At 64.0% G+C, this 24,863-nt stretch carries 27 protein-coding genes and 2 pseudogenes; 7 read left to right on the forward strand and 22 right to left on the reverse strand.

Annotated features, from left to right (window positions below):
• Positions 1–77: 77 nt before the first annotated feature.
• The 3 genes and pseudogenes from ACFYOW_RS15090 to ACFYOW_RS15100 all read right to left on the reverse strand — a co-directional run.
• A pseudogene (locus tag ACFYOW_RS15090) lies at positions 78–374 on the reverse strand (Mut7-C RNAse domain-containing protein); the annotation flags it as partial.
• Positions 375–647: 273 nt separating this feature from the next.
• On the reverse strand, positions 648–887 hold the full coding sequence (locus ACFYOW_RS15095) for an enoyl-CoA hydratase-related protein (RefSeq protein ID WP_387288820.1): 240 nt from the start codon (positions 885–887) through the stop codon (positions 648–650).
• A gap of 71 nt (positions 888–958) precedes the next feature.
• A pseudogene (locus ACFYOW_RS15100) lies at positions 959–1,495 on the reverse strand (acetyl-CoA C-acyltransferase); the annotation flags it as partial.
• Positions 1,496–2,188: 693 nt separating this feature from the next.
• Between ACFYOW_RS15100 and ACFYOW_RS15105 the strand changes: the two are divergent.
• The 3 genes from ACFYOW_RS15105 to ACFYOW_RS15115 are packed head-to-tail and all read left to right on the forward strand — an operon-like array spanning position 2,189 to position 3,701.
• Complete coding sequence (locus ACFYOW_RS15105) at positions 2,189–2,773, forward strand: hypothetical protein (protein WP_387288162.1); 585 nt, start codon at positions 2,189–2,191, stop codon at positions 2,771–2,773.
• Positions 2,770–3,429 carry a cytochrome c oxidase subunit 3 gene (locus ACFYOW_RS15110; RefSeq protein ID WP_387288164.1) on the forward strand — a complete coding sequence of 220 codons (660 nt, stop codon included), beginning with the start codon at positions 2,770–2,772 and terminating at the stop codon, positions 3,427–3,429. Before ACFYOW_RS15105 ends, ACFYOW_RS15110 begins: the two co-directional genes overlap by 4 nt.
• Entirely contained in the window at positions 3,426–3,701 is a 276-nt protein-coding gene (locus tag ACFYOW_RS15115) for a cytochrome C oxidase subunit IV family protein (RefSeq protein WP_387288166.1), read from the forward strand. Before ACFYOW_RS15110 ends, ACFYOW_RS15115 begins: the two co-directional genes overlap by 4 nt.
• A gap of 237 nt (positions 3,702–3,938) precedes the next feature.
• Here the strand turns inward: ACFYOW_RS15115 and ACFYOW_RS15120 are convergent, their stop codons facing one another.
• From ACFYOW_RS15120 to ACFYOW_RS15195, 16 genes are all read right to left on the reverse strand, one after another.
• Positions 3,939–4,256, reverse strand: a complete 318-nt coding sequence (locus tag ACFYOW_RS15120) for an alcohol dehydrogenase catalytic domain-containing protein (RefSeq protein ID WP_387288168.1) — start codon at positions 4,254–4,256, stop codon at positions 3,939–3,941.
• A 10-nt stretch (positions 4,257–4,266) separates the two neighbouring features.
• On the reverse strand, positions 4,267–5,238 hold the full coding sequence (locus tag ACFYOW_RS15125) for a hypothetical protein (protein WP_387288170.1): 972 nt from the start codon (positions 5,236–5,238) through the stop codon (positions 4,267–4,269).
• On the reverse strand, positions 5,235–6,284 hold the full coding sequence (locus tag ACFYOW_RS15130; RefSeq protein ID WP_387288172.1) for a phosphotransferase family protein: 1,050 nt from the start codon (positions 6,282–6,284) through the stop codon (positions 5,235–5,237). Before ACFYOW_RS15130 ends, ACFYOW_RS15125 begins: the two co-directional genes overlap by 4 nt.
• A 2-nt stretch (positions 6,285–6,286) precedes the next feature.
• A complete protein-coding gene (locus ACFYOW_RS15135) occupies positions 6,287–7,522 on the reverse strand; it encodes an enoyl-CoA hydratase-related protein (RefSeq protein ID WP_387288174.1) in 1,236 nt (411 codons plus the stop codon).
• A 92-nt stretch (positions 7,523–7,614) separates the two neighbouring features.
• Complete coding sequence (locus ACFYOW_RS15140) at positions 7,615–8,610, reverse strand: lytic murein transglycosylase (protein WP_387288175.1); 996 nt, start codon at positions 8,608–8,610, stop codon at positions 7,615–7,617.
• 67 nt (positions 8,611–8,677) lie between these two features.
• A complete protein-coding gene (locus ACFYOW_RS15145) occupies positions 8,678–9,703 on the reverse strand; it encodes an ABC transporter ATP-binding protein (RefSeq protein ID WP_387288177.1) in 1,026 nt (341 codons plus the stop codon).
• 24 nt (positions 9,704–9,727) lie between these two features.
• Positions 9,728–10,384, reverse strand: a complete 657-nt coding sequence (locus ACFYOW_RS15150; protein WP_387288179.1) for a hypothetical protein — start codon at positions 10,382–10,384, stop codon at positions 9,728–9,730.
• A complete protein-coding gene (locus ACFYOW_RS15155) occupies positions 10,381–10,968 on the reverse strand; it encodes a hypothetical protein (RefSeq protein ID WP_387288181.1) in 588 nt (195 codons plus the stop codon). The genes ACFYOW_RS15150 and ACFYOW_RS15155 overlap by 4 nt, the downstream gene beginning before the upstream one ends.
• Positions 10,944–12,401 carry an MCE family protein gene (locus ACFYOW_RS15160; protein WP_387288183.1) on the reverse strand — a complete coding sequence of 486 codons (1,458 nt, stop codon included), beginning with the start codon at positions 12,399–12,401 and terminating at the stop codon, positions 10,944–10,946. The genes ACFYOW_RS15155 and ACFYOW_RS15160 overlap by 25 nt, the downstream gene beginning before the upstream one ends.
• Positions 12,401–13,528, reverse strand: coding sequence for an MCE family protein (locus ACFYOW_RS15165; protein WP_387288184.1), 1,128 nt, complete (start codon positions 13,526–13,528; stop codon positions 12,401–12,403). The genes ACFYOW_RS15160 and ACFYOW_RS15165 overlap by 1 nt, the downstream gene beginning before the upstream one ends.
• Positions 13,525–14,736: an MCE family protein gene (locus ACFYOW_RS15170; RefSeq protein WP_387288186.1), complete on the reverse strand. Its 1,212-nt coding sequence runs from the start codon at positions 14,734–14,736 to the stop codon at positions 13,525–13,527. The genes ACFYOW_RS15165 and ACFYOW_RS15170 overlap by 4 nt, the downstream gene beginning before the upstream one ends.
• Entirely contained in the window at positions 14,733–15,737 is a 1,005-nt protein-coding gene (locus tag ACFYOW_RS15175) for an MCE family protein (RefSeq protein WP_387288188.1), read from the reverse strand. The genes ACFYOW_RS15170 and ACFYOW_RS15175 overlap by 4 nt, the downstream gene beginning before the upstream one ends.
• A gap of 26 nt (positions 15,738–15,763) precedes the next feature.
• Complete coding sequence (locus tag ACFYOW_RS15180; RefSeq protein ID WP_387288190.1) at positions 15,764–16,786, reverse strand: MCE family protein; 1,023 nt, start codon at positions 16,784–16,786, stop codon at positions 15,764–15,766.
• A complete protein-coding gene (locus ACFYOW_RS15185; RefSeq protein ID WP_387288192.1) occupies positions 16,783–17,952 on the reverse strand; it encodes an MCE family protein in 1,170 nt (389 codons plus the stop codon). The genes ACFYOW_RS15180 and ACFYOW_RS15185 overlap by 4 nt, the downstream gene beginning before the upstream one ends.
• Positions 17,949–18,833: an MlaE family ABC transporter permease gene (locus ACFYOW_RS15190; RefSeq protein ID WP_387288194.1), complete on the reverse strand. Its 885-nt coding sequence runs from the start codon at positions 18,831–18,833 to the stop codon at positions 17,949–17,951. The genes ACFYOW_RS15185 and ACFYOW_RS15190 overlap by 4 nt, the downstream gene beginning before the upstream one ends.
• A 13-nt stretch (positions 18,834–18,846) precedes the next feature.
• Complete coding sequence (locus ACFYOW_RS15195; protein WP_387288195.1) at positions 18,847–19,653, reverse strand: MlaE family ABC transporter permease; 807 nt, start codon at positions 19,651–19,653, stop codon at positions 18,847–18,849.
• 244 nt (positions 19,654–19,897) lie between these two features.
• Between ACFYOW_RS15195 and ACFYOW_RS15200 the strand changes: the two genes are divergently transcribed.
• On the forward strand, positions 19,898–20,971 hold the full coding sequence (locus tag ACFYOW_RS15200; RefSeq protein ID WP_387288197.1) for an MBL fold metallo-hydrolase: 1,074 nt from the start codon (positions 19,898–19,900) through the stop codon (positions 20,969–20,971).
• Here the strand turns inward: ACFYOW_RS15200 and ACFYOW_RS15205 are convergent.
• Entirely contained in the window at positions 20,961–21,998 is a 1,038-nt protein-coding gene (locus tag ACFYOW_RS15205) for an NAD(P)H-dependent flavin oxidoreductase (protein WP_387288199.1), read from the reverse strand. The genes ACFYOW_RS15200 and ACFYOW_RS15205 overlap by 11 nt on opposite strands.
• A gap of 166 nt (positions 21,999–22,164) precedes the next feature.
• Between ACFYOW_RS15205 and ACFYOW_RS15210 the strand changes: the two genes are divergently transcribed.
• A complete protein-coding gene (locus tag ACFYOW_RS15210) occupies positions 22,165–22,296 on the forward strand; it encodes a hypothetical protein (RefSeq protein ID WP_387288201.1) in 132 nt (43 codons plus the stop codon).
• Positions 22,297–22,337: 41 nt separating this feature from the next.
• On the opposite strand, the gene ACFYOW_RS15215 is transcribed toward ACFYOW_RS15210, so the two are convergent.
• Positions 22,338–22,508: a hypothetical protein gene (locus ACFYOW_RS15215; protein ID WP_387288203.1), complete on the reverse strand. Its 171-nt coding sequence runs from the start codon at positions 22,506–22,508 to the stop codon at positions 22,338–22,340.
• On the opposite strand from ACFYOW_RS15215, the gene ACFYOW_RS15220 reads away from it, so the two are divergent.
• A complete protein-coding gene (locus ACFYOW_RS15220; RefSeq protein ID WP_387288822.1) occupies positions 22,464–23,123 on the forward strand; it encodes a roadblock/LC7 domain-containing protein in 660 nt (219 codons plus the stop codon). The two genes, ACFYOW_RS15215 and ACFYOW_RS15220, sit on opposite strands and share 45 nt — an antisense overlap.
• A 17-nt stretch (positions 23,124–23,140) precedes the next feature.
• On the opposite strand, the gene ACFYOW_RS15225 is transcribed toward ACFYOW_RS15220, so the two are convergent.
• Complete coding sequence (locus tag ACFYOW_RS15225; protein ID WP_387288205.1) at positions 23,141–23,980, reverse strand: alpha/beta fold hydrolase; 840 nt, start codon at positions 23,978–23,980, stop codon at positions 23,141–23,143.
• Between the two features lie 157 nt (positions 23,981–24,137).
• On the opposite strand from ACFYOW_RS15225, the gene ACFYOW_RS15230 reads away from it, so the two are divergent.
• Positions 24,138–24,857, forward strand: coding sequence for a TetR/AcrR family transcriptional regulator (locus tag ACFYOW_RS15230; protein ID WP_387288207.1), 720 nt, complete (start codon positions 24,138–24,140; stop codon positions 24,855–24,857).
• Positions 24,858–24,863 lie beyond the last annotated feature (6 nt).

Consider the following 24,863-nt stretch of genomic DNA (forward strand, 5'->3'; position numbering starts at 1 on the left):
CGGAACGCTGTTGCGCACTGCCAGCGGTCGGCCGGGCGGCCGCGCGATGCGCAGATCGATCGGGTCGCACGGTGGTGTCAGGATTGCATCAGGCCGGTGCGGATCGCCTGCACCGTCGCGTTGAGTCGGACCTGGTGCGATCCCTGCCAGTAGATCCGTCCGCAGGTGCGGCACTTCCGGAACGTGTCGTAATGGCGGCGGGTGAGCGGTTGCAGCCGATCTTCGACCTCGGCTTTGGCGACCTCGACAACGAAGCCACCACAGCGCAGGCAGCGGGTGAACGGCGCCAAGTGCTCGACGAGGTCCAATCGGCGGATCACCTCGACGATCTGATCGACCGGCTGGTCCGATCTGATGTACACGCCGTGAGTTACGTTGCGCCGCTTACGCCGACTCGGTGACCGCTTCCACGCCGGATTCGTCCTCTACTGTGGCGACCAACAACTCCCCTTCGGCGACAAACTTACCTGCCTACCCATCAGCGCACTATGGACCACACCAGCACCGTGACGGGCCACCTCGCACTGCGCCGCCCAGCCCGTACGCCCCTGTCTCGGCAAGCTCTCAAGATGGCGCAGACCGAAACCGCGCTCTGAGATCAGCACGCCTGGTGCAGGTACGGTGCGGCTCCACCGCTCGGCAGCGTCTCAGGTGGCTGGCAGTTGGAAGGCAGTGGTACAGGCCCCGGACGAGCATGATCTTCCTGTGCGCGAGATGGCCTTCAGACCGGCGCCGACGCAGAAGGCGCGGTCGCCGCTGCCGGTGAGCACGACTACGCGAATATCGCGTTCGGATTCGGCTCGCTCCATCGCTTCGCCCACGATCGTGCTCAGCTCGCCATTGACAGCATTGAGCGCATTCGGTCGATTGAGGGTGACCAGAAGGATGCGCTCGCGCTACTCGACGAGAGCGGCGAGTTCGGTTGTGCTCATTCAGTTCTCCTGTTTCGCATGTCAGTTCATGGGACACGAACGATCAGGGCATCTCCCTGACCGCCACCGCCGCACAGGGCAGCGGCGCCCACACCACCACCCCGGCGTCGCAGTTCGAGCGCCAGATCCAGCGTGAGGCGAGCACCCGACATGCCGATGGGATGGCCGAGGGCGATCGCGCCTCGATTGACGTTCACTCGGTCGGGATCGATTCCCAACGCACGGGTGGAGGCGATGCCCACGGCGGCGAATGCCTCGTTGATCTCCACCAGGTCGAGGTCAGTCGTCGCGATCCCGGCGCGGCCGCACGCCCCGGTGTTCGCATTGGCGGGCTGCAGTGGCAGACCGGAGTCCAGGCCCGCGACCATGCCGTGCTCGCCGATTTCCGCGATCCACGCAATTCCCTCGGCTTCGGCGCGCTCCTTGCTCATCAGCACGACCGCAAAGGCACCGTCGTTGATCGTCGATGCGTTTGCCAGCGGTGATGATTCCGTTGTCACAGAAGCCGGACACAACCGAGACAGGGTTTCCAAAGTGGTGTCGGGACGGATGCCCTCGTCCCGCAGGATGCGACTGGCGCTGTTGCCCTCGCCGGACGTCCTGGCAGTGATGGCTCACCGCCGTCGGCTGCGTGAGCCCCGTCTACACCGATGAGTTCGGCATGGAAGTAGGCGGCGCGTTTGGCGTGTCGAGTGGCCAGACCGCGGAACTGCTCGAGGCGGTTGAAACATCGTTCGACCACGTCGCGCTGCTTACAGAGGTCACGGCCGAACGCGGGCGGGCGTCCACCCGCGGGGTCATGGCGCCATTGAGCAGATGCGGCATGCCGCAGGCGATTCGCCCGTGGCGGAATGTGGGAACGTCGCAGATGAGACGATCCCGATGCTGGACAGCCATACCCCCACGATCAGGCCGTCCAGGCGCTCGACCGCGTCGGTCGCGATACGACCTGTAGTCCTCACCCACTTTCGAGTGCGATCGGCTCAACGAGCAGCTCCTCCACAGCAATATCCCGCGAAGGCTCCACCCGACAGTAGCCTTCCCGCTAGAATCAGTGATTATTTTAATATAGATTATTTTTGTAACCAGTCGACGGTTGACTGTCGCCCCGCACCGAAGGATGCCCGATGAACGCTCGAGTCAGGAATATCTGCGCGCTGGGCGGGCCCGCAGCGCTCATAGTCACCCTCATCGGATGGGCGATCGCGGGCATGCTTCCGGTACCGCTGAGCCCGTCGGCTTCGGCCGAGGAGGTCATGCGCTTCTACACCGAAGACCCGACCCGGGTAATGATCGGTTTTGTCACAGCCTCGGTGGGTGTGGTGTTGATGCTGCCGATGTTGGCGCTCATCTCTATGCATATGCTGCGCATGGAAGGGCGGACGCCGCTACTGACCTTTGTTCAGCTGATCGCCGCCGCGGTCACAGTCATCATCAACACAATTCCGCAGATGCTGTTCGCGCTCATGGCATTTCGTAGTGATCGCGATCCGCAGACCCTCCAATTGATGAACGACATCACCTGGATGATCCTGTTCACGCCGATCATGCCGTTCATCATTCAAAACGTCGCGATCGGCACCGCGGTGCTGAGCGATAAGCACGCCATTTTCCCGCGCTGGAGCGGCTATCTCAATCTGTGGGTCGCCTTCGCGTTTGTTCCCGACGTGCTCGCGTACTTCTTCCTGTCCGGCCCCTTCGCATGGAACGGCATCTTCGTGTTCTGGCTGGCTCTCGGCGCGTACGGCGCGTTCCTCGTCGGGATGTGTTTCGCTGTCCGCCAAGCGAATTCCTCGCTCGACGTTGCGGCCCTCGGCGAACCGGCGCAGGCAACCGCGTGACAGCGGCAGGATCCTTCGCCGCTGTCGAGCTCCCCGCGTTTGTCTGGGACGAGAGCGAACCGGGGTCGGCGGTCGATACCCCGGAACAACCCGGCAATGGCGATACACCGGGCGAGCTGGGACTGTGGGTTTTCATCCTCGGCGACATGACGTTGTTCGGTCTCTTCTTCGCCGTCTTCCTGTGGGAGAACCGACGCGATCGGCTGGCCTTCGCCGAGTCGGCCGCGCACCTTCATCGCTCGATCGGCGCCGTCAATACTCTTGTGCTCCTGCTGAGTTCCTACCTCGTCGTCATCGCATTGCACGCGCACCGACGGGGATCGACGTCGAAAGCACGCGCCGTGCTGGTCGCTGTTCTGGGGTGCGCCATGGTGTTCGCCGCATTGAAGGTCGTCGAGTACAGCGCGGCGATCACGTCGGGCCACGTCGTCACCAGCAACATGTTCTGGACGTTCTACTTCGTATTGACCGGAATTCATCTACTGCATGTGCTGATAGGCGCGGTTCTGGTGACGCTGTGGCGCAAGAAGTGCCGCTCCGACCGGAGCGCGACCAGCGCCGGTCGGTTCTCCGAGATCGCCGCCGTGTACTGGCACATGGTCGACCTGCTGTGGGTCGTGATCTTCACACTCCTCTACGTGGGATGTTTCGCATGAACGCACTCGATATCCCAAGTAGGACGACGTGGGTTTGGATCGGCCTGGTCACCGCTACCTGTGTTACGTGGTGGTTCGGCGTCGATCACCCACTCGCGTCTATAGGCGTCGAGTTCGCGTCCGCGAGCGCGGTGACCATCGCGTTCGCCAAGGCGTTCTTCATCGGATCGGAATTCATGGAGCTGCGATCGGCGCCCCGGGCGCTGCGGCGGGCGTTCGAGTGCTGGGTCGTCGTGGTCGGCGCAGCCGCCGTAATCCTGTCGGTTTTCTGAACCACGCATGTGATCGCGCGGGCGGCGGCTAACGCCACTTGTTCCGCCGCTCCCGCCGATGCGACATCACCCCTACCATTGTCACCGTACCGGCCACGATGAGGAAGTAGGGCCGCGTACAGGGCGAGCAGTATCGTCATCTCGGGACAGGTAATTCGATGACTGCTTTCCCGATGATCGATCCCTGTTCGAGCGCGGTCAATGCAACGGCCTCGCCGAAATCGAGTTCGGGCGGCTTCACGGTAACCATCTCGGGAGCGGCGGCAACGTATTCCGCGTACCCGCCCAATCCGGGCGGAAGGCCACCACCTCATCGCCCTGGGATACGGCACCTCCGGCAGGTGCGGAGACAACGACACCGGACACTTCCACGCCAGGGACGAACGGCGGCGACGCGCGCAACTGGTATTTCCCTTGCGTCATCAGCAGATCGGGGAAGTTGACGCCCACCGCACGGACGGCGACGAGGACCTTGTCATGGACGACGGGCACCGGCAATGCGGTGACGTGCAGGGCCGACCGACCCGTCAGATCCGTCGCCTGCACGGCCGCCATGAGTGGAACCTCAGACACCGAGACCCACGGGTGAGTCCTTCACGATCTGATCCAGATATTCGCTCATACCGAACAGTTCGGTACCGTCGTCGGTGATCCAGCGAGTCTGGTTTTCGAGAATTCGGGTCAACTGCTCGGTGCCCGAGGCGTCCCGTTTGCGGTGCCGCAGCGGCACCGTGGCACCGACATCGCCGATCATGCGCCAGCTCCTGCCGTCCGCGGCGACGAGCTCTGCCCGAATGCGGCGCGGCGTGTGGTCCTCACCCCGTTCCGTACTGACGCGCACGTCGGTGCAGCAGTGCACATCTCGGCCATCCCAGACGAATCCGCCCATCACCGGCTCGCCGTCTTCGACTCCGAAGAACGCTCCCATGAACCCGAACTGCGGACTCGATCCGTGCAGCCAGCGATAGAACCAAGGCGCTTGCCATGACCGCGGGCCCCACGAGTGATCGCGCAATCCCGCGCCGGCGATCTCGAACACGGTGCCGTCCACGGTGATCGATCCCGCGACGGCCATAATCTGCTCGTAGTGGTTCGGCGCGAAAGCGGGACCGTCGCCATCGAAGTTCTGCGCATAGGGTTCGCTGAGTCGAGTGAAGGTCAGATCCACAGCACACTCGACCAGCGGCGTGCTGGCGAGTCTGCGTGGGTCGGAAAGGATTTCGGGCACATCGAGAAGGTTCACCTCCCCGCGAAAGGTGGCGTGGAGTGTGGTGAACGGCTCCTCGACGTGGAACTCGAGACCGGCGCCCGACATCTTCTCGTTCGTCGTCGCCTCGGGCCGCGCGAATCCGAAGGCCACGCTCCCATCAGGCAGGTAGAGGCATATCGTCCGCTCGCCGCGGCCCTCGTTCGGGCGGTTGGCCAATCTCACGAATCCGCTGATCCGATTTCCCGGCGAGTGAAAATGGAAGTACATGGATTCATTGAAGTTGGGCTCGGTCCCGACCGGATGCGTGTAATCGTCTTCGGGCTTCATTGGTAATCTCCTTGGCCTTTCCGGTGCCTGCCGGGGCGCCCGCCGTGGATCAATGCGGCCGCCTCCTCGAGCAGATAGCCGATGGTCGAATCCAGCTCGACGAGGTCGAGCGAACCGTGTTCGCCCATGGCTCCCGATCGGCGTCGCAGCAGAACGCCTTGCAGCAATGTCGCCGCCCGCCAATGCGTGAAAGCGCGATAGTAGTCAATCGAATCCACATTCAGACCGGTTGCCGCACAATACATCTCGATCAGTTCCGCCCGATTCGGGAAGCCACCGGCGCGCGTCGGGCTCGGCATGATGATCTGCGGTTCGTCGGGACCGCGCCAGTCGTCGAGCAGCCAGGCCAGATCCGCCAGCGGATCACCCAGAGTCGCCAGTTCCCAGTCGAGTACCGCAGTGATCCGGGCGAAGTCGACGAGCAGGTTCGACAGCCGATAATCGCCGTGCGTGATCACCGTCCGCTGCTGCCGGGGCACCCGGTCCGCGAGCAATGACCGGACGTACTGCCAGATCCGATCGTGCGCGGTCTGCTCACCCCACTGTGTCCAGTTCCGGACCGCCCGTCGCATCTGCCGCGGCAGATATCCGGTGTCGGGTCCGAGGTCGTCGAGACCGACGGCCGCTGGTTCGAGCGAGTGCAGGTGCGCGAACACCTCGATCACCTGCCGTCCCAGCGCCGAACGCTGCTGCGGGCTCAGTTCCGCCGCATCGGACTCCGACTCCAGCGGCGCACCGGCCATCCGGGTCATGACGTAGAACGGGCTCGTATCGTCCGTACCGATCACCGTTGGGAGCGGAATACCCGTGTCGGCCAGTGCGTTCAGGATCCGCGCCTCACGTAGCACATCGTGCGCGGTCGGGTCGTGTCCGCCCGGCGGCGGCTCGCGCAGCACCCAGCCGGCTCCCGACTCGTCGCTGATCAAGCTCGTTATGTTCGACTGGCCGAAGCCGATGCGCTCGATCCGCAGCGCGCCGCTCACGTCGGCGCGCTCCGCCAGCCATTTCTGAAGCTGTTCTGCCCGTCCGGCTTTCGTGTTCAGCACCGCTACCTGCCCTCGAAGATCGGCTTGGATTTCGTGATGAAACTGCGTACCGCCCGGGCTGCATCCACCGTCGCCGCAGTGCGAGCCAGTGCGTCGATTTCGGCGGTCAGCTGTTCGGACAGCGTCGAGGATTCGGAATTCCGGAGCAGGGTACGGACTTCCGCGTAGGCACGCGTCGGTCCAGAGGCCAGGGTTTCGGCCCGGTTCAGCGCGATCTCCTCGAGCTGTTCAGGGTCGACGACCTCGGAGATCAAGCCCCACTCGCGGGCTTCGCGCGCATCGAGGACGCGGCCCTGATACAGCGCCTGCGCCCGGCGCATCCCGACCAGGCGGGGCAGGTACCACGAGGTGCCGCCGTCACCGGACAGTCCCAGCGCCGAGAATCCCGTCGCGAACTTCGTTCCCTCCGCAGCGAGCGCGATATCGGCGCAGTAGACCATGCCGAGCCCACCACCGCCAACGGAGCCATGAACGGCGGTCACGACCGGCGCCGGCAGCTCAGCGAAGATCCGGAGGGCTTCGTGGTACGGCGTCACCATCCGCCGCAGAGTTGTCGACAGTTCCTCCGGTTCGGTGTCGGCGAAGACCGTGATGTCTCCCCCAACAGTGAAAGTCGGGCCATTGCCCAGTATCACCAGAGCCCGGAGGTCCGATCGCGCGGCGCAACGTTGCGCGGCCTCATACAGATCGTCGGCCATCGTTTGGTCGATCGCATTGCGCTGGTATGGCCGGTTCAGCCGGAGAACGGCCATCCCGTGCGTCACCGAGAGCTCGACCGCGCGCAGACCACTGTCCGGGGTCAGGGCCTCACACCATCGCTCACTGTCGGTGAGTTGGATCAGCCCGCTGATCCGTCCCTGCGTAAATGTCAGAATGTGGATGAATTCCGCGTCCAGTTTGCCGTGCCCGACCCGTGCGTTGCCGGTGTAGCGGCCGGTGATCGCGAGGCGCCCATCGTCGAGCCAGTTGAATCGCGTCGGCACCGCCCGAGCCGTGTAGTGCTTGGCGATGCGACCCCAGAAATCCCGTCGCATCGCGTCGGGCCCGCGATAGACACCGCCGAGTTCGAATGGGAGCCCCTCGGTGGTCCGTCCTTCGAATCGAGGGTGCAGAAGGGCGACCAATCGCTCCCGATCCCCCGCCGCCAAGGCGTTGTACAAGTCGGCCGCCAACTCCTTGGCCGCGTCCCGTTCGCGCTCCGGCAACGGAGACGTCGAACCATCGCTTTCAGCGTTCATCGTCGAACCCAGCTCTCAGCAAATTTCTTCTAATATAGATTTAAAACCGTAGGTCATGTCGGGTTACCCGGTCAAGCGGCCACCCGTGTCCGTCAGCGTTGATCGGCCGGTGGTGGGCACAGGATGCCACAGGGAATCGGCGGCAGACCGGGGATGATGATCATCGGCTGTTGTTGAACCGGAGGTCCGGGCTCCGACGGAGTTTCCGGCTCGGCTGGCTGGGATTCCGGCGCGGGCTGGGTAGCGTCCGGTTGCGGTTGGTCGGCGTCGGATTGCGGGGACGGCAGTGGAGCCGGTACGGCCGACGGCAGTGGTATACCGCCACCTCCCCCGTAGAAGGCGGACCAGCGCAACACATCCGAGGCATAGGACATCGAGTTGTTGTAACGCAGGACGGCGTGTAACTCCAGGTCCGGATCGCGCAGGTCCGTGCCGCCCGCGCACAGATATCGCCCTGCGGCCAGGGCCGCGTCGAATACATTGTTCGGATCGGCGTATCCGTCACCGTCACCGTCGCTGCCCCAGGCGGCCCACGTGCTCGGCAGGAATTGCATCGGGCCGACGGCCCTGACAAATCCGCCCCGCCCATCGGCGATGGTTTCGTTGCCGGGCAGCCTGCCATCGAGCGCGGGTCCGAGAATGGGCCTGACAGTGGTTCCGTGCGCGTCGACATCGCCGCCGCTGGCATGGCCCGATTCAATTCGTCCGATTCCGGCCAGTAGATTCCACGGCAGGCCGCAATTCGGTTCGGAGCGAGCGAGATTCAGCTCGGCATTGCGATATGCCGCGAGTACTGTCTCCGGGATTCCCCGCACAGTAGGCAGATTCGGTTCCGCCGCCATTTCGGCGGCGATCGACGGCCTGGACATGAGTTCGCTGGAGTCCGAGGTGGGCGCCGCATGCGGGCGGATCGGCCGAGACACCGCGGGCACAATTCCCACGCTCGGGCTCGGCTCGGTCTGCTTCCCTGCGGCCGAATCCCCCAGTGCAAGTAGTTCGGTTCTATGCGGAGGGCTCACCATCGACGAGGTGGACATGAATACGCCGACAATGCTCAACGCGGCGAGGGTGACGCGGTGCAAAGCCATCGCAGCTCACCTGGTCTCGGCCTTGTGTTCACAGCGCGGCGAGGCGGCGCGATAGTGCGGGTTCGGTTCACTGCACATAGCCGACTCCTTCGAGCACGGCGGTCGGCGAATCGGAAACCTGATCAATATCCGCCAGAATCGCTTCCTGCGCGACCGGCGGCAGAGTGTGCAGGATCGAGCGGACGCGCTCCTTGCGGCGAATCACGGCCTGGCGCACCGGCATACCGGGAGTGGCCTGCATCTGCGGAATAATCCCCTCGACCTCTTCGGCGCCACCATGATGGTGTCCGGCGTCCACGAGCGCCTGCTCGCGCGCCATCTGCGCCTCGTCCTTCTCCTCCGACATACCGATCGGACCGATCATCCGGCCGTTGAGGAACTGTTTGACCACCGGCTCCTCCGAGGTCAACAACACCTCGCGGGGACCGAACATCACCAGCGAGCGACGGAACAGCATCCCGATGTTGTCGGGCACGGTGCGCGCCAGGTTGATGTTGTGGGTCACGATCAGGATCGTCGCGTCGATCTGAGCGTTGATGTCGATCAACAGCTGCGACAGATACGAGGTACGGACCGGGTCCAGACCGGAGTCGGGCTCGTCGACCAGGATGATCTGCGGATCCAGCACCAGCGCCCGGGCCAGACCGGCACGCTTGCGCATACCACCGGAGATCTCACCGGGCAGCTTGCCCTCCGCACCGAGCAGACCAGTCAGCTCGAGCTTCTCCATCACGATCTTCTTGATGTCGGATTCGGACTTCTTGGTGTGCTCGCGCAACGGGAACGCCACATTGTCGAACAGGTTCATCGAGCCGAACAGCGCGCCGTCCTGGAACAGCACACCGAACAGCTTGCGGATTTCGTAGAGCTCCTTATTGGAGCAGGTGGTGATATCGGTGCCGTCGATGAAGATCGAACCGCGCTCCGGACGCAGCAGACCGATCAGCGACTTCAAAAACACCGACTTACCGGTACCGGAAGGGCCGAGCAGCGCGCTGACCTCACCCGAGGGCAGCGTCAGAGTGACATCCTGCCAAATCCGTTGCGAACCGAAGGACTTGGTGATGCCTTCGGTCCTGACCTCCACGCCCATAATGAACTCCTTTTCGGGTGAATGTCAGACAGGTGTGATGTCGGCGATCAGCCAAGTTCCCCCGGTATCGCTCATGGTCACCCGTACGCGGCTGCCGTCCAGGCGTGGCCCCTGATACTTGCTGCTGGTGGTCTCCTGGTTGACGAACAGCAGCAGCGTGACCTTGTCGGCGTCGGCCGTGACCACTGAGGAGCCGACCACGGTCGCCTTCGTGATGATCGAATCGCGGTGTGCCGCAGGAATGATCACACTCGAACCGAGCTGGCCGAAGTCGTCACGGAATTTTCCGGTCAGATTTCCCGCGGCCGCCGGAAAATCCTTGTCTATCGTGTTGAAGTCGTACGAGAGCACCTTCGGGACGCGCGATTGCGCGGAGTCGCGTGCCGCCCGCGTCGCCGCGGCGGTGGCGTTGTGATCTGCCGCGCTGAGGGCAAACACAATTGTGGTCGCTGTCGCGGCGCTCAGTAGCAGCCCGAGCACTACCAGGGTCGCGATCGCCGAACGGCGACTCAGCGTCGACAGCCGATGGATGCGGCGGTCAACACCGAGCCCGCCGCGCACGCGAGCCCAACGGGTCGGCGATTCTTCGTGCGGCTCATGGTTTTCCGCACGAGAGGCGGAGACCTCCGCATCCGTTTCCTCGACGTTTTCGATGTCGGCGATGGCGGTGTCGGTGGTCATGCGACGAACTCCACGTTCGAGACGAGCCAATGGTCGTCGGAGTGGTCGAGGGTCATCTTCATGCGGTAAACCCGCTGCTGGCCCTCAGGGGCTTCGGTGTTCTTGACCGTCGAGGTAACCGCGGTCAGCACGGTGGCATGCGCGTCGTCGATATCGACGAGGCCGGATTCTTTGACCTCGCCGGTGGATTGAACCTTGCCGTTTTCCAGCACACTGGCGAAGTTCCCCGAGATTTTCTGCCACTGGTCGCGGAACGAACCGGTCGAGTCGGCCGCGATGGCCTCGAGATTCTGTTTGGCCGAGGAATGATCCAGCGTGACCAATTGCACGGCAATACGGTTGGCCGCAGCCAGCGCCGCGTGATCGCGTGCATCGTTTCGGCTGTTGGCGCGGACATCGAGCCCCAGCGCCCCGCTCACGGCGGCCAGTACGAGCACCGCCACGACCAGCAGCATGATCGTCCACGCGAGCCATGGCCGCGACGGCCGGCCCGGCGAGTCCGCGAGATCGGGGTCGATCTCCCCCGCGAGCGGAGCGTGGACCTCGTCTCTCTCGGTTTCTACTTGATCAGCAGTGATTGCCATCCCTGGTTCTCCTCTCGGTGGGCGGCGCTGCGGGCCGACAGCCCGAGGACATAGGTGAGACCGTCAGGGCCTCGGAAGGTGCCATCGCCTTCGGCATAGGGCACAGCCAGACCCGCCGGTGCGGCGTTGCGTTGTGCTGCAGCGCGCGCGGTGGGCGATGCGGGCGACTGCGGGGTCGCATGCTTCGGGGCGGGGGCAACCGGAACCGGATCCCCCGGATGCGCAAGCATTTCCGGCCATGTGGACGGCACGCCCTTCGGGCAGTCGGCGACATCCTCGGTGCGGACCGCCGGGTCCGTGGCGCAGGGTGTGTTGCGTGCACCGCGGATGACCTTCGGCTCGTCCGGGGCGATCTTGCAGTAGGTGTCCGGCGGGACCTCGGCCGGACCGGTGTCGGACGGATCGCGGCGCTGAGTGTTCTGATATCCCTGGGTGCACGGTGGCGGGTTGAGGGTGTTGCCGAGTTTCACGTCCAGCGGCCCGGCCGGTCCTGGCCGGGTGTCGTTGTACCGGAATCCCCCGTTCACAAAGCTGTAGGTTGTGGCCGCGGCAAGAGCCGGATACACGACCAGGATCTGGCGCAGGCCCGGCACATTCACCCGCAATACCTGACCGACTGTCTGCAGGTCTGCCAGCATGGCCGGCAGCGGTGTGCTCAGATCGGTCAGCGTGCCCGCGACGGTGTCGGCGGCCGAGGGACCTTGATCCAGCACACCGCGCAGGTCGCCGTCGCTGTGTGCGAGCTGGTCTGTGAACGAACCGAGATCGTGTACCGCAGAACGAAGTTCGGTCCGCACCGCATTGCCGGTGTGCAGCAACGGTTCCGCGTCGTTGATCAGGGTCTGGGTCGGGCCGATATCGGCCTGTGCCAGATCGAGCAAGGCGGCCGAGGACTCGATCAGTGAGGCCAACGCGGGTCCGGTGCCGTTGACCGCTTGGAACGTTTCGTCGAGCGTGGTGTGCAGTGAGTCGGTGGAAATCCCGGCCAGCAGTGTTTGCGTCTTGCCGAGTACCTCGCTGGTCGGGATCGGCACCGATGTTCGCGACCGGGGAATCTGCGATCCGTCGGCGAGGTAGGGTCCCCGCTCGTCGGCCGGGACGAGGTCGACGTACTGTTCACCGACCGCCGAGGTGCTCTTGATCGCCGCGGTGGCCGCGGCCGGGATATGCCGGCCGTTGCGCAGTTGCATCCTGACCCGCACGGCGCCGTTGTTCAGATCCACCCCGGTGACCCGGCCGACCTCGACGCCCCGGTAGGTCACCGTGGCCTTTTCATAGATTCCGCCAGCGTCCGCGAAATCGGCTGTCACCGTGTAGGTTCCGATACCGGTGACTCGCTGGATCCCGATGTAGTGGACCGCGCTGTACACCAGGCTGACGACGGCGAGCACCGAGAATGCGATCAGCTGGCCCTTGACCAGGCGTGTCTTCATCACCGGCCTCCGTTCTGGTCGGTGTTCGCGGCCGGCGGCTGACCGGCGGTATCACTCTGTGTCGGTGCGACGAGCGGGTTCACCGCACGGTTGGACATCGGAACGAGGTCCTTGAACGGAATGCTCCCGATGACCTTGTCCCTGATCGTCTCGGCACTGAGGTCCAGGGTGAGGAAAATGTTGATGTAGTCGCCCTTGATGGCTTTGTCGATGGTTCCGACCGGGAAGGGGAAGGTCGCGGCGACCTGCAAGGCGCCGGCGAGATCGGAACCGGAGGCCGCCAATTGGCTCAAAACCGGTTGGAGATTGTGCAGATCGGCGGTGAGGTCATCCCCACTCGCATGCAGCACCTGCGAGGCTTGCTGACCGAACACGCCGACCCGATCGAGCATGGTGACCAACTGCGTCTTCTGCTCGTCGAGGATGTGCAGCGCCGGCTGAATCTGCTCGATGCCGGTACGGAGAGTGTCCTTCTGCCGCGCGAGTTCCCCCGAGAACGCGTCGAGGCTGTCGATGGCGCGCACGATGTCATTGCGCTGGGAGTCGAGCCCGTCGACAAACGTGGCCAGGAGGCTGAACGACCGATTGATGGCGTCCTGATGACCGCCGAGTCCCTTGTTCAGCTCGGTCATGATGGTCTGAATCTGTTGCAGCCCACTGCCATTGAGCACGAGGGACAGGGCGGCCAGCACATCTTCGGTCGCCGGGTACTCCGAACTCGCAGACAGCGGAATCACATCACCATCGCGCAGCACCGTGCTGTCGCCCTTGTCGTGGGGAGTGGTGAGTTCCAGATACTGGGCGCCGAGCACACTGGTCTGCGCCAGTCGGGCCGCCACGGTGGAAGACAGGCGCACACCCTTGTCGATAGCGAGGGTGGCCACGGCGACGTCGTTGCGCACGGCGATCGAGGTGATCGTGCCGACGTTGACGTTGTCGGCCTTCACGAACGAATTCGCCACCAGGTTCTGGGTGTCTCGCAGTTCGACCCGAACCGTGTAAGAACCGTCGTGAATCACATTGCCCGGCAGGGGAATCGAATTGGCGCCGTCGAATCGGCAACCGGCTGTCAGCAATGCGCTCAGTAGCAGGACACTGCCCGCGCGCGTCGTGGTGGAGAGTTTCATCGTCCGCCTCCCGGGACGAGCAGGTCGGTCAGGCCGGGGATGAGCGGCAACCCAGGCGGCAATCCGGGCGGCCCGACAGGCTGGCCGAGCACGGGTGTGAGCGCCCCGCTGCCCATCGCCGCGCGGGCGGCCGCACCGAACAGGTCCCCGAAATGCGCACTGGCACGTGAGCATTCCGCCACGGGCGCGTTCACGGTTGTCAGCAGTGCGCAGATCAGCGAGACCGGGTCCGGGAAGTCCGGGATGGCGAGACCGCCGGTGAGCGTTCGCGAATCCGGATCGTAGATGTTGTAGAAGTTGTCGAGTGCGGTCGGCGCGAGATGCAGGATCGCGGCGAGGTCGTCCTCGCGGTTCACCAGCAGTTGCGTGATGTTCGTCAGCGCTGCGACATTCTTGGTCAGCGCGTCGCGGTTGTCGGCGACGAAGGTACGGACCTCCGGCAGCATCGCCTGCATGGACTGCAGTGCCGCCGCCACCTGGGTGCGGTTGTCGTTCAACAGATTCGATACGCCGGCCAGCTGATCGACGAATGCCTGGACCTGGTCCTCGTTGGCGGCGAGTGCCGAGACGACGATCTGCAGATTGCGAACGGTCGCGAACAGATCCGGCCCGCCATCGGAGAGGGTCCGCATCGCTTGCGACAGGTTCTGCACCGTCTGGTTGAGCGTCGCCCCGTTGCCCTGCAACGCTTTCGCCGCCGAGTCGGTGAACCTCGACAGCGTGCCCGTTGGGTCGCCTTCCTTGGGCCCGAGCTGGTTCGCCAGATCGGTGACCTGGCGCTTGATCTGGTCGTATTCGATCGGCACCGCGGTTCGCTCGAGCGGGATCACCGAGCCGTCGGCGAGCGCGGGTTCGCCACCGGACTTCGGCGTGAGCTGAACGTATCGGCCCGACACCAAGGTCGGCGCGACGATCACGGCGTGGGTGCCGGCGGCGACGGGATGGGAGGCGTCGAAATGCATCTCGACCCGCACCCGGTCACCGGCGGGGGTGACCTCGTCGACATCACCCACCGGGACACCGCGAAGTGTCACTCTGTCACCTGGGTACAGCCCCACCGAGTTCGTGAAGTAGGCGGTGACCCGCACAGTCGAGCTGCGTGTCACCCACCACGTCGCGGCGGTACTCACCAGCGCCACCACGATCAGACCGGCGAGGATCCGTCCAGGCCAGGGAATGCGGGACACGCCCGCACGCAAGGATTTCATCGGTGGCTGCCCTCTCCAGGACTTCCCGGCTGCTGGCCATTGAGGTTCGCCGGCATGATGTTCTGCAGCAACACACCGAAGAACGGCCCGCTGGCTACCGATTCACCGAGCTGGGTGACATACGGGCGCAGTCCGAGAATCGCGGAATTGATGTTGTCGTAATTCGTATTGAGCAGACTCACGACCTTGTCCAGTTCGGCGAGCATCGGTGCGGTGGTCGCGTTGTTGTCTCGCACTACGCCGTGCAGCTCGTCGCTGACGGCCCGGACATTGGCCAGGAGTATCCGAATGACCTCCGCCCGGTCGTTGAGCGCTGCGAACAGCGACCCGCCGTTGGTCATCAACGCGATGAGGTTCTGATTGCGTTGGGCGAGAATGCCGGTGACCGAGTTCGCGTGGCCGAGCAGATCGCGCAGCGCACCGTCGCGGCTGCCGATCGTCGCGGACAAGCGCGACACGCCATCCAGTGAGGACTTCATGTTGTCCGGCAACGTATCGAGCACCTTCGAGAGGCTGTCGACGGCGCCTGCCAACTGTTTCTTGTCCGTGCCTTGCAAGCGGTCGGTGAGCTCGTTCAGCGACTCGTTGAGGTCGAATCCGGATGTGGTGTGGTCCAGCGGAATTCGCTTGACGGTACGGCCGGCGCCGTCGGGTCGCAGTTCGACGAATCGGCGCCCGAGCGCGGTCTCCACCTTGATCGCAGCCGTCGTACGACCGCCGAGGGACTGCCCGTGGGTGTCGATCTTCAAGGCGATGTCGACATGGTCACCGTTGAGCCGGATGGAATCGACACTGCCGACCTTGATACCCGAGATTTGCACCGCGTCATTGGTATTCAGTCCGCTGGCGTCGGCGAACTCGGCCACGATGGTGCTTCGCCCCGGCCACCACGGGAGCTTGTCGTAGTTGAACACCAGCACGAGCAGCACGACCAGTACACCGGTGCAGACGAATCCCAGTCGGATGGGGTTGCTCTCGGAGAATGTCTTTGTCTTCTTCACTGGGGTATTTTTCGATCGGGTCTTTGTCATTTGGTTTGGCACCTGTCGGCGGGAGCGACGAACATCGGCGTGTCCTGGTATCCCCCACCGATGGCGGGGTATCGGATCGCGAGGCCACATACGAACCAGTTGATGAAGCTGCCGTAGCTGCCGACTCGGGTGATCAGTGGATAGATCGTGGGCAACTTCCCCAGCACCAGCGACAGCGTCCCGGAGTCGGCGTTGAGGTTGCCCGCCAACTGCTTCAGTCCGTCGATATCGCCGGCAAGGGCGGGCCTGTTGTCCACCAGCAGCTTCGTGATTTCCGCTGTGCCGGCGTCGATTCGGTCCAGCCCGGTTGTGATGGTGGCGCGATCGTTGTCGAGCCCGGTCACCAGCGACTGCAGGTCGACGACAAGATGGTCGAACTTGTCGCCCGTGTCGTGGATGGCTCCGAGCGCGACGTTCAGATTCTGGATCGTCTCGCCGACCACCTGATCCCGGTCAGCGAGGGTGTTGCCCAGTTCTCCCACCTGCCGGATGAAGTCGGCGATGCTCTGCTGCTGACCGTTGAGTACCGCGATCAAAGACCCGGAGAGCTTGTTGGCCTGATCGGGGTCGAGCCCTTGCAGCAATGGCTTGAAACCGTTGACCAGACTGTCGATATCGAGTGCGGGTTTCGTCTGCGACACCGGAATCGGGTCGCTTTCCGACCGTCGGCCTGAGCCGTCCGGCTGCGCCGTGACCTCGAGGTAACGATCGCCGATGAGGTTCTTGTACCGGATCGCGGCGGTGGAACTGCGCAGGACCTCGATGTCCCGATCGACGGTGAACGCGATCTTCACCTGCTTGTCGGATGCGAACTCGACCGACTTCACTTTGCCGACGGGCACGCCCGCGACCTTGACGTCGTCGTTGGCCTTCATGCCCGATGCCGAGGTGAAATAGGCACTGTAGCTGCGAGTGGGCACGAAGCGAAGGTCGCCGACAACGACGACGAGCATCGCCGAGACGACCGAGGTGATCACAAGGAAGATCGTCAGCTTCAGTCCTGCGTGGCGGGCGGTCATCGGGTGAGTCCGTAGATCAGCGGGGCGAAGGGATTGCCGAGCAGGTCCTCGGGCGATCGGACCGGGCCGTATACCGTAGTGCCGGTGTTGAAATCGGTATGCGGGACCGGTGCGCCGCCGGGTCCGGAATAGGGATACCCGTAGCAGCTGGGCGGGTTGTCGGCACCGTTCACGGGAAGGTCCTTCGCGTAGGTGTACGGCGGGTCACCCATCAAGATGGTGCCCAGGGCGTTCAGGCCCGGCCGCTGACCGGCGAACCCGTTGTCCAAGTACTTTCGCGCCTCGTTGAGCGCGGACAGGAAACATGGGAACGCCGGTGATTGTTCGGCGAGTACGCGGGTCGTCGGTTCCAGCGCTTGCACCGCGCCGATGAGCGGGGTCGCCGAGGAGTCGAGCAACGAGCTGCCGCTGTTGCCGAAGTTCGTGAACGACAGCAGGAAAGCGCTCAGGCTCGCCTGCTTCTCGATGATCGTGGAACTGGTGGTCGATAGGTTGCGCATCGTGGTCATCAGGTCGGGAGTTGTCGCGGCGAAGGTGTCCAGGTTGTCCGCGAACAGGGGAAGATCACGCTGCAAGGTCGGGATCGAATCGTTGAACTGCCCGAGATAGCGGTCCAGGGCCACCATGAGATCGCCGAAACGACCACCGTGCCCGTTCAGCGCCGTCTCCACGGCCGTCAGAGTGGCGTTCACCTTCTGCGGCTCAACGGTTTTCAGGACAGTGAGCAGCGTCTGGAAGGTGTCGTTGATCTCGACGGTCACTTTCGAGCCATCGATCACCGATCCGGCCGACAATGTGGCGGCGGCCGGCTGCTCGGGCGGCAGCAGTGTGACGAACTTACGGCCGAACAGCGTGGTGGGCGCGATCTCCGCGCCGACATTGATCGGGAGAGCACGCGCCCGGTCCGGGTCCAAATCGAGGGTCAGTTTCGCCCGGTTGTTGTCGAGATCGATCGCACTGACTCGTCCGATGACGACGCCCTGCACCTTGACGTCCGATCCGGGCGCCATCATCAGGCCCGCTCGATCGGAATAGAGGTATACCCGTGTGGCGGAGACGAATGTTCCGCTACAGGAAGCCACCGCACCGGAAACGGCCAGTACGAAAACGAACAGAGCGCTCAGGCCCAGGGTCAGTGCGCGGCGACGGGAGACGTCGAGTTTCATCCGGACACCCGCACCGTCGCGTGAATACCGCCGTACACGGCGATGCCGATGATCAGGTCGATGATCATGATCGAGATGAGCGAGGCGCGCACCGCGCGACCCACCGCGACCCCGACACCCGCCGGTCCCCCGGATGCGTGGTAGCCGTGATAGCAGTGCACAGACATGATCACCAACGCGAACGCCAGCACCTTGACCAGCGACCACACCACATCGCTGGGCACCAGGAACACATTGAAGTAGTGCGAATAGGTGCCGGCCGATTGGCCCGACAGCACGACGCTGACGAACTGAGTGGAGGCGTATCCCATGAACACTGCGATCGCGTACAGCGGCACGATGGCGATGAGTCCCGCGAGGATACGGGTGGTGACCAGGTACGGCACGGCGGGCACCGACATCACCTCGAGGGCATCGATCTCCTCGCTCACCCGCATGGCGCCCAGCTGGGCGGTGAAACCTGCGCCGACGGTCGCGGTCAGCGCCACGCCGGCCACGACAGGAATGGCTTCGCGGGTATTGAAGAATGCCGAGATGAATCCTGACAGGGCCTCGATCCCGACTCGGCCGAGGGAATTACTACCCTGCTGTCCGACCTCGTATCCGGCTGCGGCAGTGAGGAACCCGACGATCACGATGGTTCCGCCGATGACGGCCAACGCGCCGGTGCCCAAACTGACCTCGGCGACCAGCCGAATCACCTCGCCGCGGTAGCGGCGAAGTGTGCGCGGGATCCAGCCGATGCCGTGCAGATGAAACGACAGCTGGTCACCGAGTCCCGCAACGCCGTCGACCGGTCTCGACGCGACATTGAACAGCTTGCGCCCCAGAGGTTTACGACGCACAGCGTCTGAAACTCCATACTCACTGGTTGTAGTCATATGGTTGATCCGTTCACTTCAGTGACAGCGTGGTGATGATCGAGTTCGCGAGGAACAGCAGCACGAAGCTGAAGACGACGGTTTGATTCACCGCGTCTCCCACTCCCTTCGGGCCCCCCTTCGCGTTGAGCCCCAGATGGCAGGCCACCAACGCCGCCAATAGCCCGAACACACCGGCCTTCAACTCGCTGACCAGCAAATCCGGGATGCCGGTCAGGATCGGAATCGCCGTGATGAACTGTCCGGGAGTCGCGCCCTGCAGGAAGACCGCGTACAGATAGCCGCCGGTCAAGCCGACCGCGGTGACCATCCCGTTGAGGAAAAGCGCCACCATCGTGGAGGCGAGCACCCGCGGAACGACCAAACGCTGCAGTGGATCGATCCCGAGCACTCGCATGGCGTCGATCTCTTCACGAATGGTGCGCGATCCGAGATCGGCGCAGATGGCGGTCGCTCCGCAACCGGCAACCACCAGAACCGTTGCGACCGGTCCGATCTCGCGGATGACCGCCATGCCCGCACCGGCACCAGACAGGTCGATGGCGCCCACTTCGTTGAGCAGCACGTTGATCTGGAAGATCACCATGACACAGAAGGGAATGGCGATCAGCAGGGTCGGCACGATCGACACGCTGGCGATGAACCACGACTGCTCGATGAATTCCCGGAATTGGAAGGGGCGCCGCGGGATCATCAGCAGCGTGTCGAGCGCGGTTCCGAAGAATTGCCCGACCGCGCGCGGCACGATTGCGGCCTTCTTCGCGGCGCTGTCCCAGCGATCCGGCGACGACCCCTCTATGGGTACAGCGCTGTCCACCATGAATCGAGCCTTCCGCGTCACTTCTGGTCAACTGAACAGAAGTTTTATCTATGTTCGATTAGATTCTGCGACCGAAGCTTTCCCGCGAACCTTGCACGAAGGGTGGTACGCGAAAGTCGTGTCGCGTAAACCAGGGCGGGCACCGAGTGTGCCCCGGATCACATCGGTGATCGTAGCATAAGTCAGCTTATCCGCAAGTGCCGCAGGTCACCGAGTTGCGGAATAATTTTTAATCTATAATAGATTGAAGCTGAAGCCTCACCGCGCGGAGAAAGAGGTGCACGTGCCGCTGATTACCGATCAACCCGAGGACTGGACAGAGCCCGGCGCTCACAAGATCGCGCCCGGAGTCCACCGGATCCCACTCCCCCTCCCCCTCGACGGTCTCGGAACCGTCAACGCGTATGTCCTGGAAGGCCCCGACGGGCTGGTCGTCATCGACCCCGGTTGGTTCTCACCGAAGACCGAGATCGCGATGACCGCAGCGTTGCGCGGTCTCGGCTATCGGCTCGACGACATCGCCACCTGCCTTGCCACCCACCACCATTGGGATCATTACTCGCAGGCGTACGCATGGCGCAGTACGGTCGGGTGCGATCTGATGGTCGGCGCGGGAGAACGACACAGCATTCTCGGTTTCGGCACCGACGCCGGGCGCTTCCCCAACCACGCCTCGATCCTGACCCGCTGTGGCGCACCGCAACTCGCCCAGGAACTCGCCTCCTCCCCCGTACCGGACGAAGAGGCAGGAATCGCATTCGGCCCGCCCGACCGGTGGCTCGAACACGGTGACCGAATCCGGTTGTCCGAGGGCGATATCGAGGTGGTCGCGACTCCCGGACACACCCGGGGTCATGTGGTCTTCCACCACGCCGGCAGCGGTTTACTGTTCTCCGGCGACCATATTCTTCCGCACATCACGCCATCGATAGGATTCGAATGGGCACCCGAAGCCCATCCGCTCCGCTCCTACATCCGTTCGCTCGAGCTCGTGCACGAGCTGCCGGATACGGCCCTGTTGCCTTCCCACGGTCCTGTCGCCGACAGCAGCCATCACCGCGTCGAGGAACTGCTGTACCACCACGAGCACCGACTGGACGAGATCTGCAACGAGGTCGCTGCCGGCTCGTCGACCGCCTACGACGTCGCGCGCGCTTTGCGGTGGACCAGACGAGGACGGCAACTCGGTGACCTTCCGATCGACCACCAGCTCTCCGCCATCACCGAGATTCACGCGCACCTCGATGTGCTGACGATGCTCGGCCGGGTGAGTTACACCGACCGCAACGAGGTGCGGACCTACGCGCTCAGCGCGTAGTCGGTGCCCGGTTCGGCGGACATGTCGTCATGTCCGCCGCGCCATCGGCTCGAGCATTCACCCATGCGGCCGCGGTGATGCCGTCCACGGCCAGATCGTATTCGGCACGCATGCGCGCCACGATCGCCGCGGCGCTCTCGACGCGGTCGACCACACCGATACCCTGACCGGAGCCCCAAACTTGGCTCCACGCTTTCGGTTTCGACCCGTCGGTCGCCGCGCCGAATCGCGCGCCCAGCTCGGCAGGCAGATTGTCCGGGTCCAGTCCGGCGTCGGAAATGCTGCTGCGCAGGAAGTTGCCGTGCACTCCGGTGAAGTAGTTGGAGTACACGATGTCGGATGCCGAGCTTTCCACGATGCATTGCTTGTACTCCGGTGCGGCGTTCGCCTCGCGGGCCGCGATGAACGCCGAACCGACATATGCCAGATCGGCCCCCGCGGCCTGGGCGGCCAGTACCGAACGCCCATGCGCGATCGCTCCCGACAGCAGCAGCGGACCATCGAACCAACGGCGGATCTCTTGGATGAGCGCGAACGGCGACAACGCACCGGCATGGCCACCGGCCCCGGCCGCGACAGCGACCAGGCCGTCGGCGCCCTTTTCGATCGCCTTACGCGCGAAACGATCGTTGATCACGTCGTGCAGGACGACACCGCCGTAGGAATGCACCGCTTCGTTCACGTCTTCACGCGCTCCGAGCGATGTCAGGACCAGCGGCACTCGATGGCGCACACACTGCTCGAGGTCGTCGTCGATGCGGGCATTTGTTTTGTGAACGATCAGGTTGACCGCGAACGGCGCTGCTTTTCGCCCATCGCCGGACGCGGCGTCGCTCTCGGCCAAGCGCTCGGTGATCTCGGCGAGCCAGTCGTCGAGCATGCTCACCGGCCGGGCGTTGAGCGCCGGAAATGATCCGATAATCCCCGCGGCGGACTGCGCTACCACGAGATCGGGGCTCGACACGATGAACATGGGTGCGGCGACGACGGGCAGCACGAGTCGCGAGCAGAGGATATCGGGAAGCATGGCGACCAGCCTTCGTCGTGCGTCCTGGCCATGCACATGAGCCAAGACCATGGTCTTTAATACATATTAGATTAAATGTAGCGCCTCGGACAACCCAGCAGCTACGCATCGGCCCAAGGTACCCACCCTTGGGTAGTCTAATCTAAAGTCAAAACAATAGGAGAGAATGCGCTACGTTGGCGCCGTGTTCAAGGCCAAGATCGGCATTCGAGGCCGCATCCTTTCCATCGCACTGGCACCCTGTCTCGCGCTGCTGGTCACCTGGCGACGCGGGCGCGACGCAACGCCGAGAATCTGATCATCCTCGGCGGCGGCACACCGGGACGCCAATGGCGCACCTCAGGTTTCCGCGTACTTCAACAGTGTCGTCGGCCTGTTCATCGACAGCACCGAGCTCATCGCGCGTGCGGCGCCGAGCGCCTCGCCGGTGTCCGCCACGCCGTTGTACTTTCCACAGACGGCCTGCTGCTCGGTCGCTCGACGGACATGTCCGTCGAAGACGCCGAGCATTTCGCCGCCATGTCATCGGCGGTGCACAGTCTGGCACGCAGCGCGGGGCACCGATTCGATGGCGGCGGCGTCCGGCAGAGCGTGATCGAGCTCGACCGCGCTGTCCTCTTCGTCACCTCCGCCGGATCGAACGCCTGCCTCGCACTGCTCGCCAACGACACCGCCAATCTGGGCATGGTCGCCTACGAGATGAATCAGACCGTGCAGCGTGTCGGCACGTTCCTGTCGGCGGCCCCCGCCAGGCCGACCCGGGCCCGCAAGTCGAGCGGATACGGTAATGACCTGGAATGCACCGCGATTCGACCACGATGCGGGTCCGCTGGTGCGCCTCTATGCCGTGACCCACTTGGCGCCGTCGTCCTGGCCGACACCCGGCGCCTCGAGAGCTCCTTCGCCGCGGTCGACTACTTCGAAAACCGCCGCACGCCTTTCGTTGTCGGCATCAACTGCTTCGACGGCGCCCCGCGATACAGCACTGAGGAAGTCCGGGCGGCGTTGGATCTCGACGATCGGGTCCCGGTCCGGCTTTGCGACGTCCGCGCGCGTGACTCCGCCAAAGACGTTCTGGTGGAGTTGCTCGAGCATCTGATTTCCGTGCAGGCAACCCGCACATGAGACCAGGGAGGGCGGGCCTACGCGGAGCGGCGGGTCCGCCCACACGCCGAATCGACGAATTGCCTGATTTCAGTGGCGATCAGGTCGGAAGCCTCCAGCATCGGTACATGCCCGACCTCCGGCAAAGTCTTCGCCGTGATCGCCGGCATCTCCGCGAGGATCGTCCGGCCGTATCGCGCCGGCGGGATCACGCGATCACGTTCGCAGAACAACACTGTCGCGGGGACATCGACACGCCGCATGGCATCGACGGCGGTAGCAGTGGGATCGTTGGTGACGCTGGCGAAGCAGCGACAGTGCGCCGGGGCCTCGATCGTGACCGCGGCCAGGTCCGCCGATACCAGGTCGGGACGGTGCGCGAAGGACCGAAGTATCGTACGCCGGGCAATATTCGGCACCATCGGATGCGACGCGAAACGCAGACCCGGTGCGAAACGGGAGAAACTACGGAACTTGCGGTGAACCGTCTCCGCCGCAGCATCACTCGGCTGCCACAGCCCGGCCGGCGCCACCGCGGTCACCGAGCGGGCGCGGCCGCGGGCCGCGAGTTCGAGGGCCAGCCAACCGCCGAGCGAGTTCCCGGCGATATGCGCATCGACCCAGCCTGCGGCATCCATGCATGCTTCGAGAAAATCGACGAAATCGGCTATCCGGAGCAGCCGATCCACTTCCGGTCCGCCCCAATGACCGGGTAGTGTCGGCGCCAGCATGTCGAAGTCGGCGCCCAGCTCGTCGATCACTCCGCTCCACGACTGCCAGTTGAGTGTGAACCCGTGAATCAACAGCAGAGGTTCACCCGAGCCTCGCCGGTACGCCGCGGAAGGAACCGCTACTGAACGCTTCGTCGCGCCGCCCATTGTGCATCCCTATGGATCGGAAGCCCGGGTCCCGATTTGGGACAGGCCGTCACAATCTTATAATACAGATTTAAAACTCCCACCGAATCGGACACGCCGAGACCGTTACGGGCGCATCGCGGAGGATGCAGCGATAAGGCTGCCCTATAGTTGAACGGTGGCTAGAAAACCGAAGACGCAGCAAGTTGCGGAGGACGCGGCGTCCGAGACCAAGTCGGCGAAGACTCGTCAGCGCATCCTGGACGCCGCCGCGCACGTGCTGAGCATGAAGGGCTACGCGGGAACGCGGCTCAGCGATGTCGCCGAGTACGCCGAACTCCAGGCACCCGCGATCTACTATTACTTCCCGTCTCGCGAAGAGCTCATCGAGGAAGTGATGTGGAGCGGGATCGCCCACATGGTCAAGCACCTGCAGTCGGTTCTCGATGAAATCCCGAGCGACGTCTCGCCGCTCGAGCGGCTGATGATCGCGATAGAAGCCCATCTGCGCCACGAGCTCGAGCTGTCCGACTACGCGACGGCGGCGATCCGCAACAGCGGCCAGGTCCCCGAACATCTGCGCGCGCGCCAGCTCGCCGAAGAGGCGAACTACGGTTCCATCTGGCGGAAACTGATCAAGGACGCTGCCGCCGAGGGCCAGATCAGAAGCGACCTGGACCTGCACGTCACCCAGATGCTCATCATGGGGTCATTGAACTGGACGGCGGAATGGTGGACGCCACGCCGAGGATCGCTCGAAACCGTCATTCGCACAGCGCAATCGTTGATTCGCACCGGCATCGCATCGGCCGATGCCGCAGGCGAACCGCTATCGCCGCCGCGGCGCCGCCGGGCGCCGCGGAAGCCGACAACCAAGGCCGTGGCCGGGTCCGCCTGAGTACAT

This window comes from Nocardia sp. NPDC006982 (assembly GCF_042869435.1).
In the GTDB taxonomy this organism is placed as follows: Bacteria; Actinomycetota; Actinomycetes; order Mycobacteriales; family Mycobacteriaceae; genus Nocardia.

Bases quoted from the DNA above. Each gene is read 5' to 3' on its own strand.
- ACFYOW_RS15105 (WP_387288162.1), top strand. From the start codon at position 2,189: ATGCGCTTCTACACCGAAGACCCGACCCGGGTAATGATCGGTTTTGTC.
- ACFYOW_RS15115 (WP_387288166.1), top strand. From the start codon at position 3,426: ATGAACGCACTCGATATCCCAAGTAGGACGACGTGGGTTTGGATCGGC.
- ACFYOW_RS15120 (WP_387288168.1), bottom strand. From the start codon at position 4,256: ATGGCGGCCGTGCAGGCGACGGATCTGACGGGTCGGTCGGCCCTGCAC.
- ACFYOW_RS15125 (WP_387288170.1), bottom strand. From the start codon at position 5,238: ATGAAGCCCGAAGACGATTACACGCATCCGGTCGGGACCGAGCCCAAC.
- ACFYOW_RS15135 (WP_387288174.1), bottom strand. From the start codon at position 7,522: ATGAACGCTGAAAGCGATGGTTCGACGTCTCCGTTGCCGGAGCGCGAA.
- ACFYOW_RS15140 (WP_387288175.1), bottom strand. From the start codon at position 8,610: ATGGCTTTGCACCGCGTCACCCTCGCCGCGTTGAGCATTGTCGGCGTA.
- ACFYOW_RS15145 (WP_387288177.1), bottom strand. From the start codon at position 9,703: ATGGGCGTGGAGGTCAGGACCGAAGGCATCACCAAGTCCTTCGGTTCG.
- ACFYOW_RS15150 (WP_387288179.1), bottom strand. From the start codon at position 10,384: ATGACCACCGACACCGCCATCGCCGACATCGAAAACGTCGAGGAAACG.
- ACFYOW_RS15155 (WP_387288181.1), bottom strand. From the start codon at position 10,968: ATGGCAATCACTGCTGATCAAGTAGAAACCGAGAGAGACGAGGTCCAC.
- ACFYOW_RS15160 (WP_387288183.1), bottom strand. From the start codon at position 12,401: ATGAAGACACGCCTGGTCAAGGGCCAGCTGATCGCATTCTCGGTGCTC.
- ACFYOW_RS15165 (WP_387288184.1), bottom strand. From the start codon at position 13,528: ATGAAACTCTCCACCACGACGCGCGCGGGCAGTGTCCTGCTACTGAGC.
- ACFYOW_RS15170 (WP_387288186.1), bottom strand. From the start codon at position 14,736: ATGAAATCCTTGCGTGCGGGCGTGTCCCGCATTCCCTGGCCTGGACGG.
- ACFYOW_RS15180 (WP_387288190.1), bottom strand. From the start codon at position 16,786: ATGACCGCCCGCCACGCAGGACTGAAGCTGACGATCTTCCTTGTGATC.
- ACFYOW_RS15185 (WP_387288192.1), bottom strand. From the start codon at position 17,952: ATGAAACTCGACGTCTCCCGTCGCCGCGCACTGACCCTGGGCCTGAGC.
- ACFYOW_RS15190 (WP_387288194.1), bottom strand. From the start codon at position 18,833: ATGACTACAACCAGTGAGTATGGAGTTTCAGACGCTGTGCGTCGTAAA.
- ACFYOW_RS15195 (WP_387288195.1), bottom strand. From the start codon at position 19,653: ATGGTGGACAGCGCTGTACCCATAGAGGGGTCGTCGCCGGATCGCTGG.
- ACFYOW_RS15205 (WP_387288199.1), bottom strand. From the start codon at position 21,998: ATGCTTCCCGATATCCTCTGCTCGCGACTCGTGCTGCCCGTCGTCGCC.
- ACFYOW_RS15210 (WP_387288201.1), top strand. From the start codon at position 22,165: ATGCGCTACGTTGGCGCCGTGTTCAAGGCCAAGATCGGCATTCGAGGC.
- ACFYOW_RS15215 (WP_387288203.1), bottom strand. From the start codon at position 22,508: ATGCTCGGCGTCTTCGACGGACATGTCCGTCGAGCGACCGAGCAGCAG.
- ACFYOW_RS15225 (WP_387288205.1), bottom strand. From the start codon at position 23,980: ATGGGCGGCGCGACGAAGCGTTCAGTAGCGGTTCCTTCCGCGGCGTAC.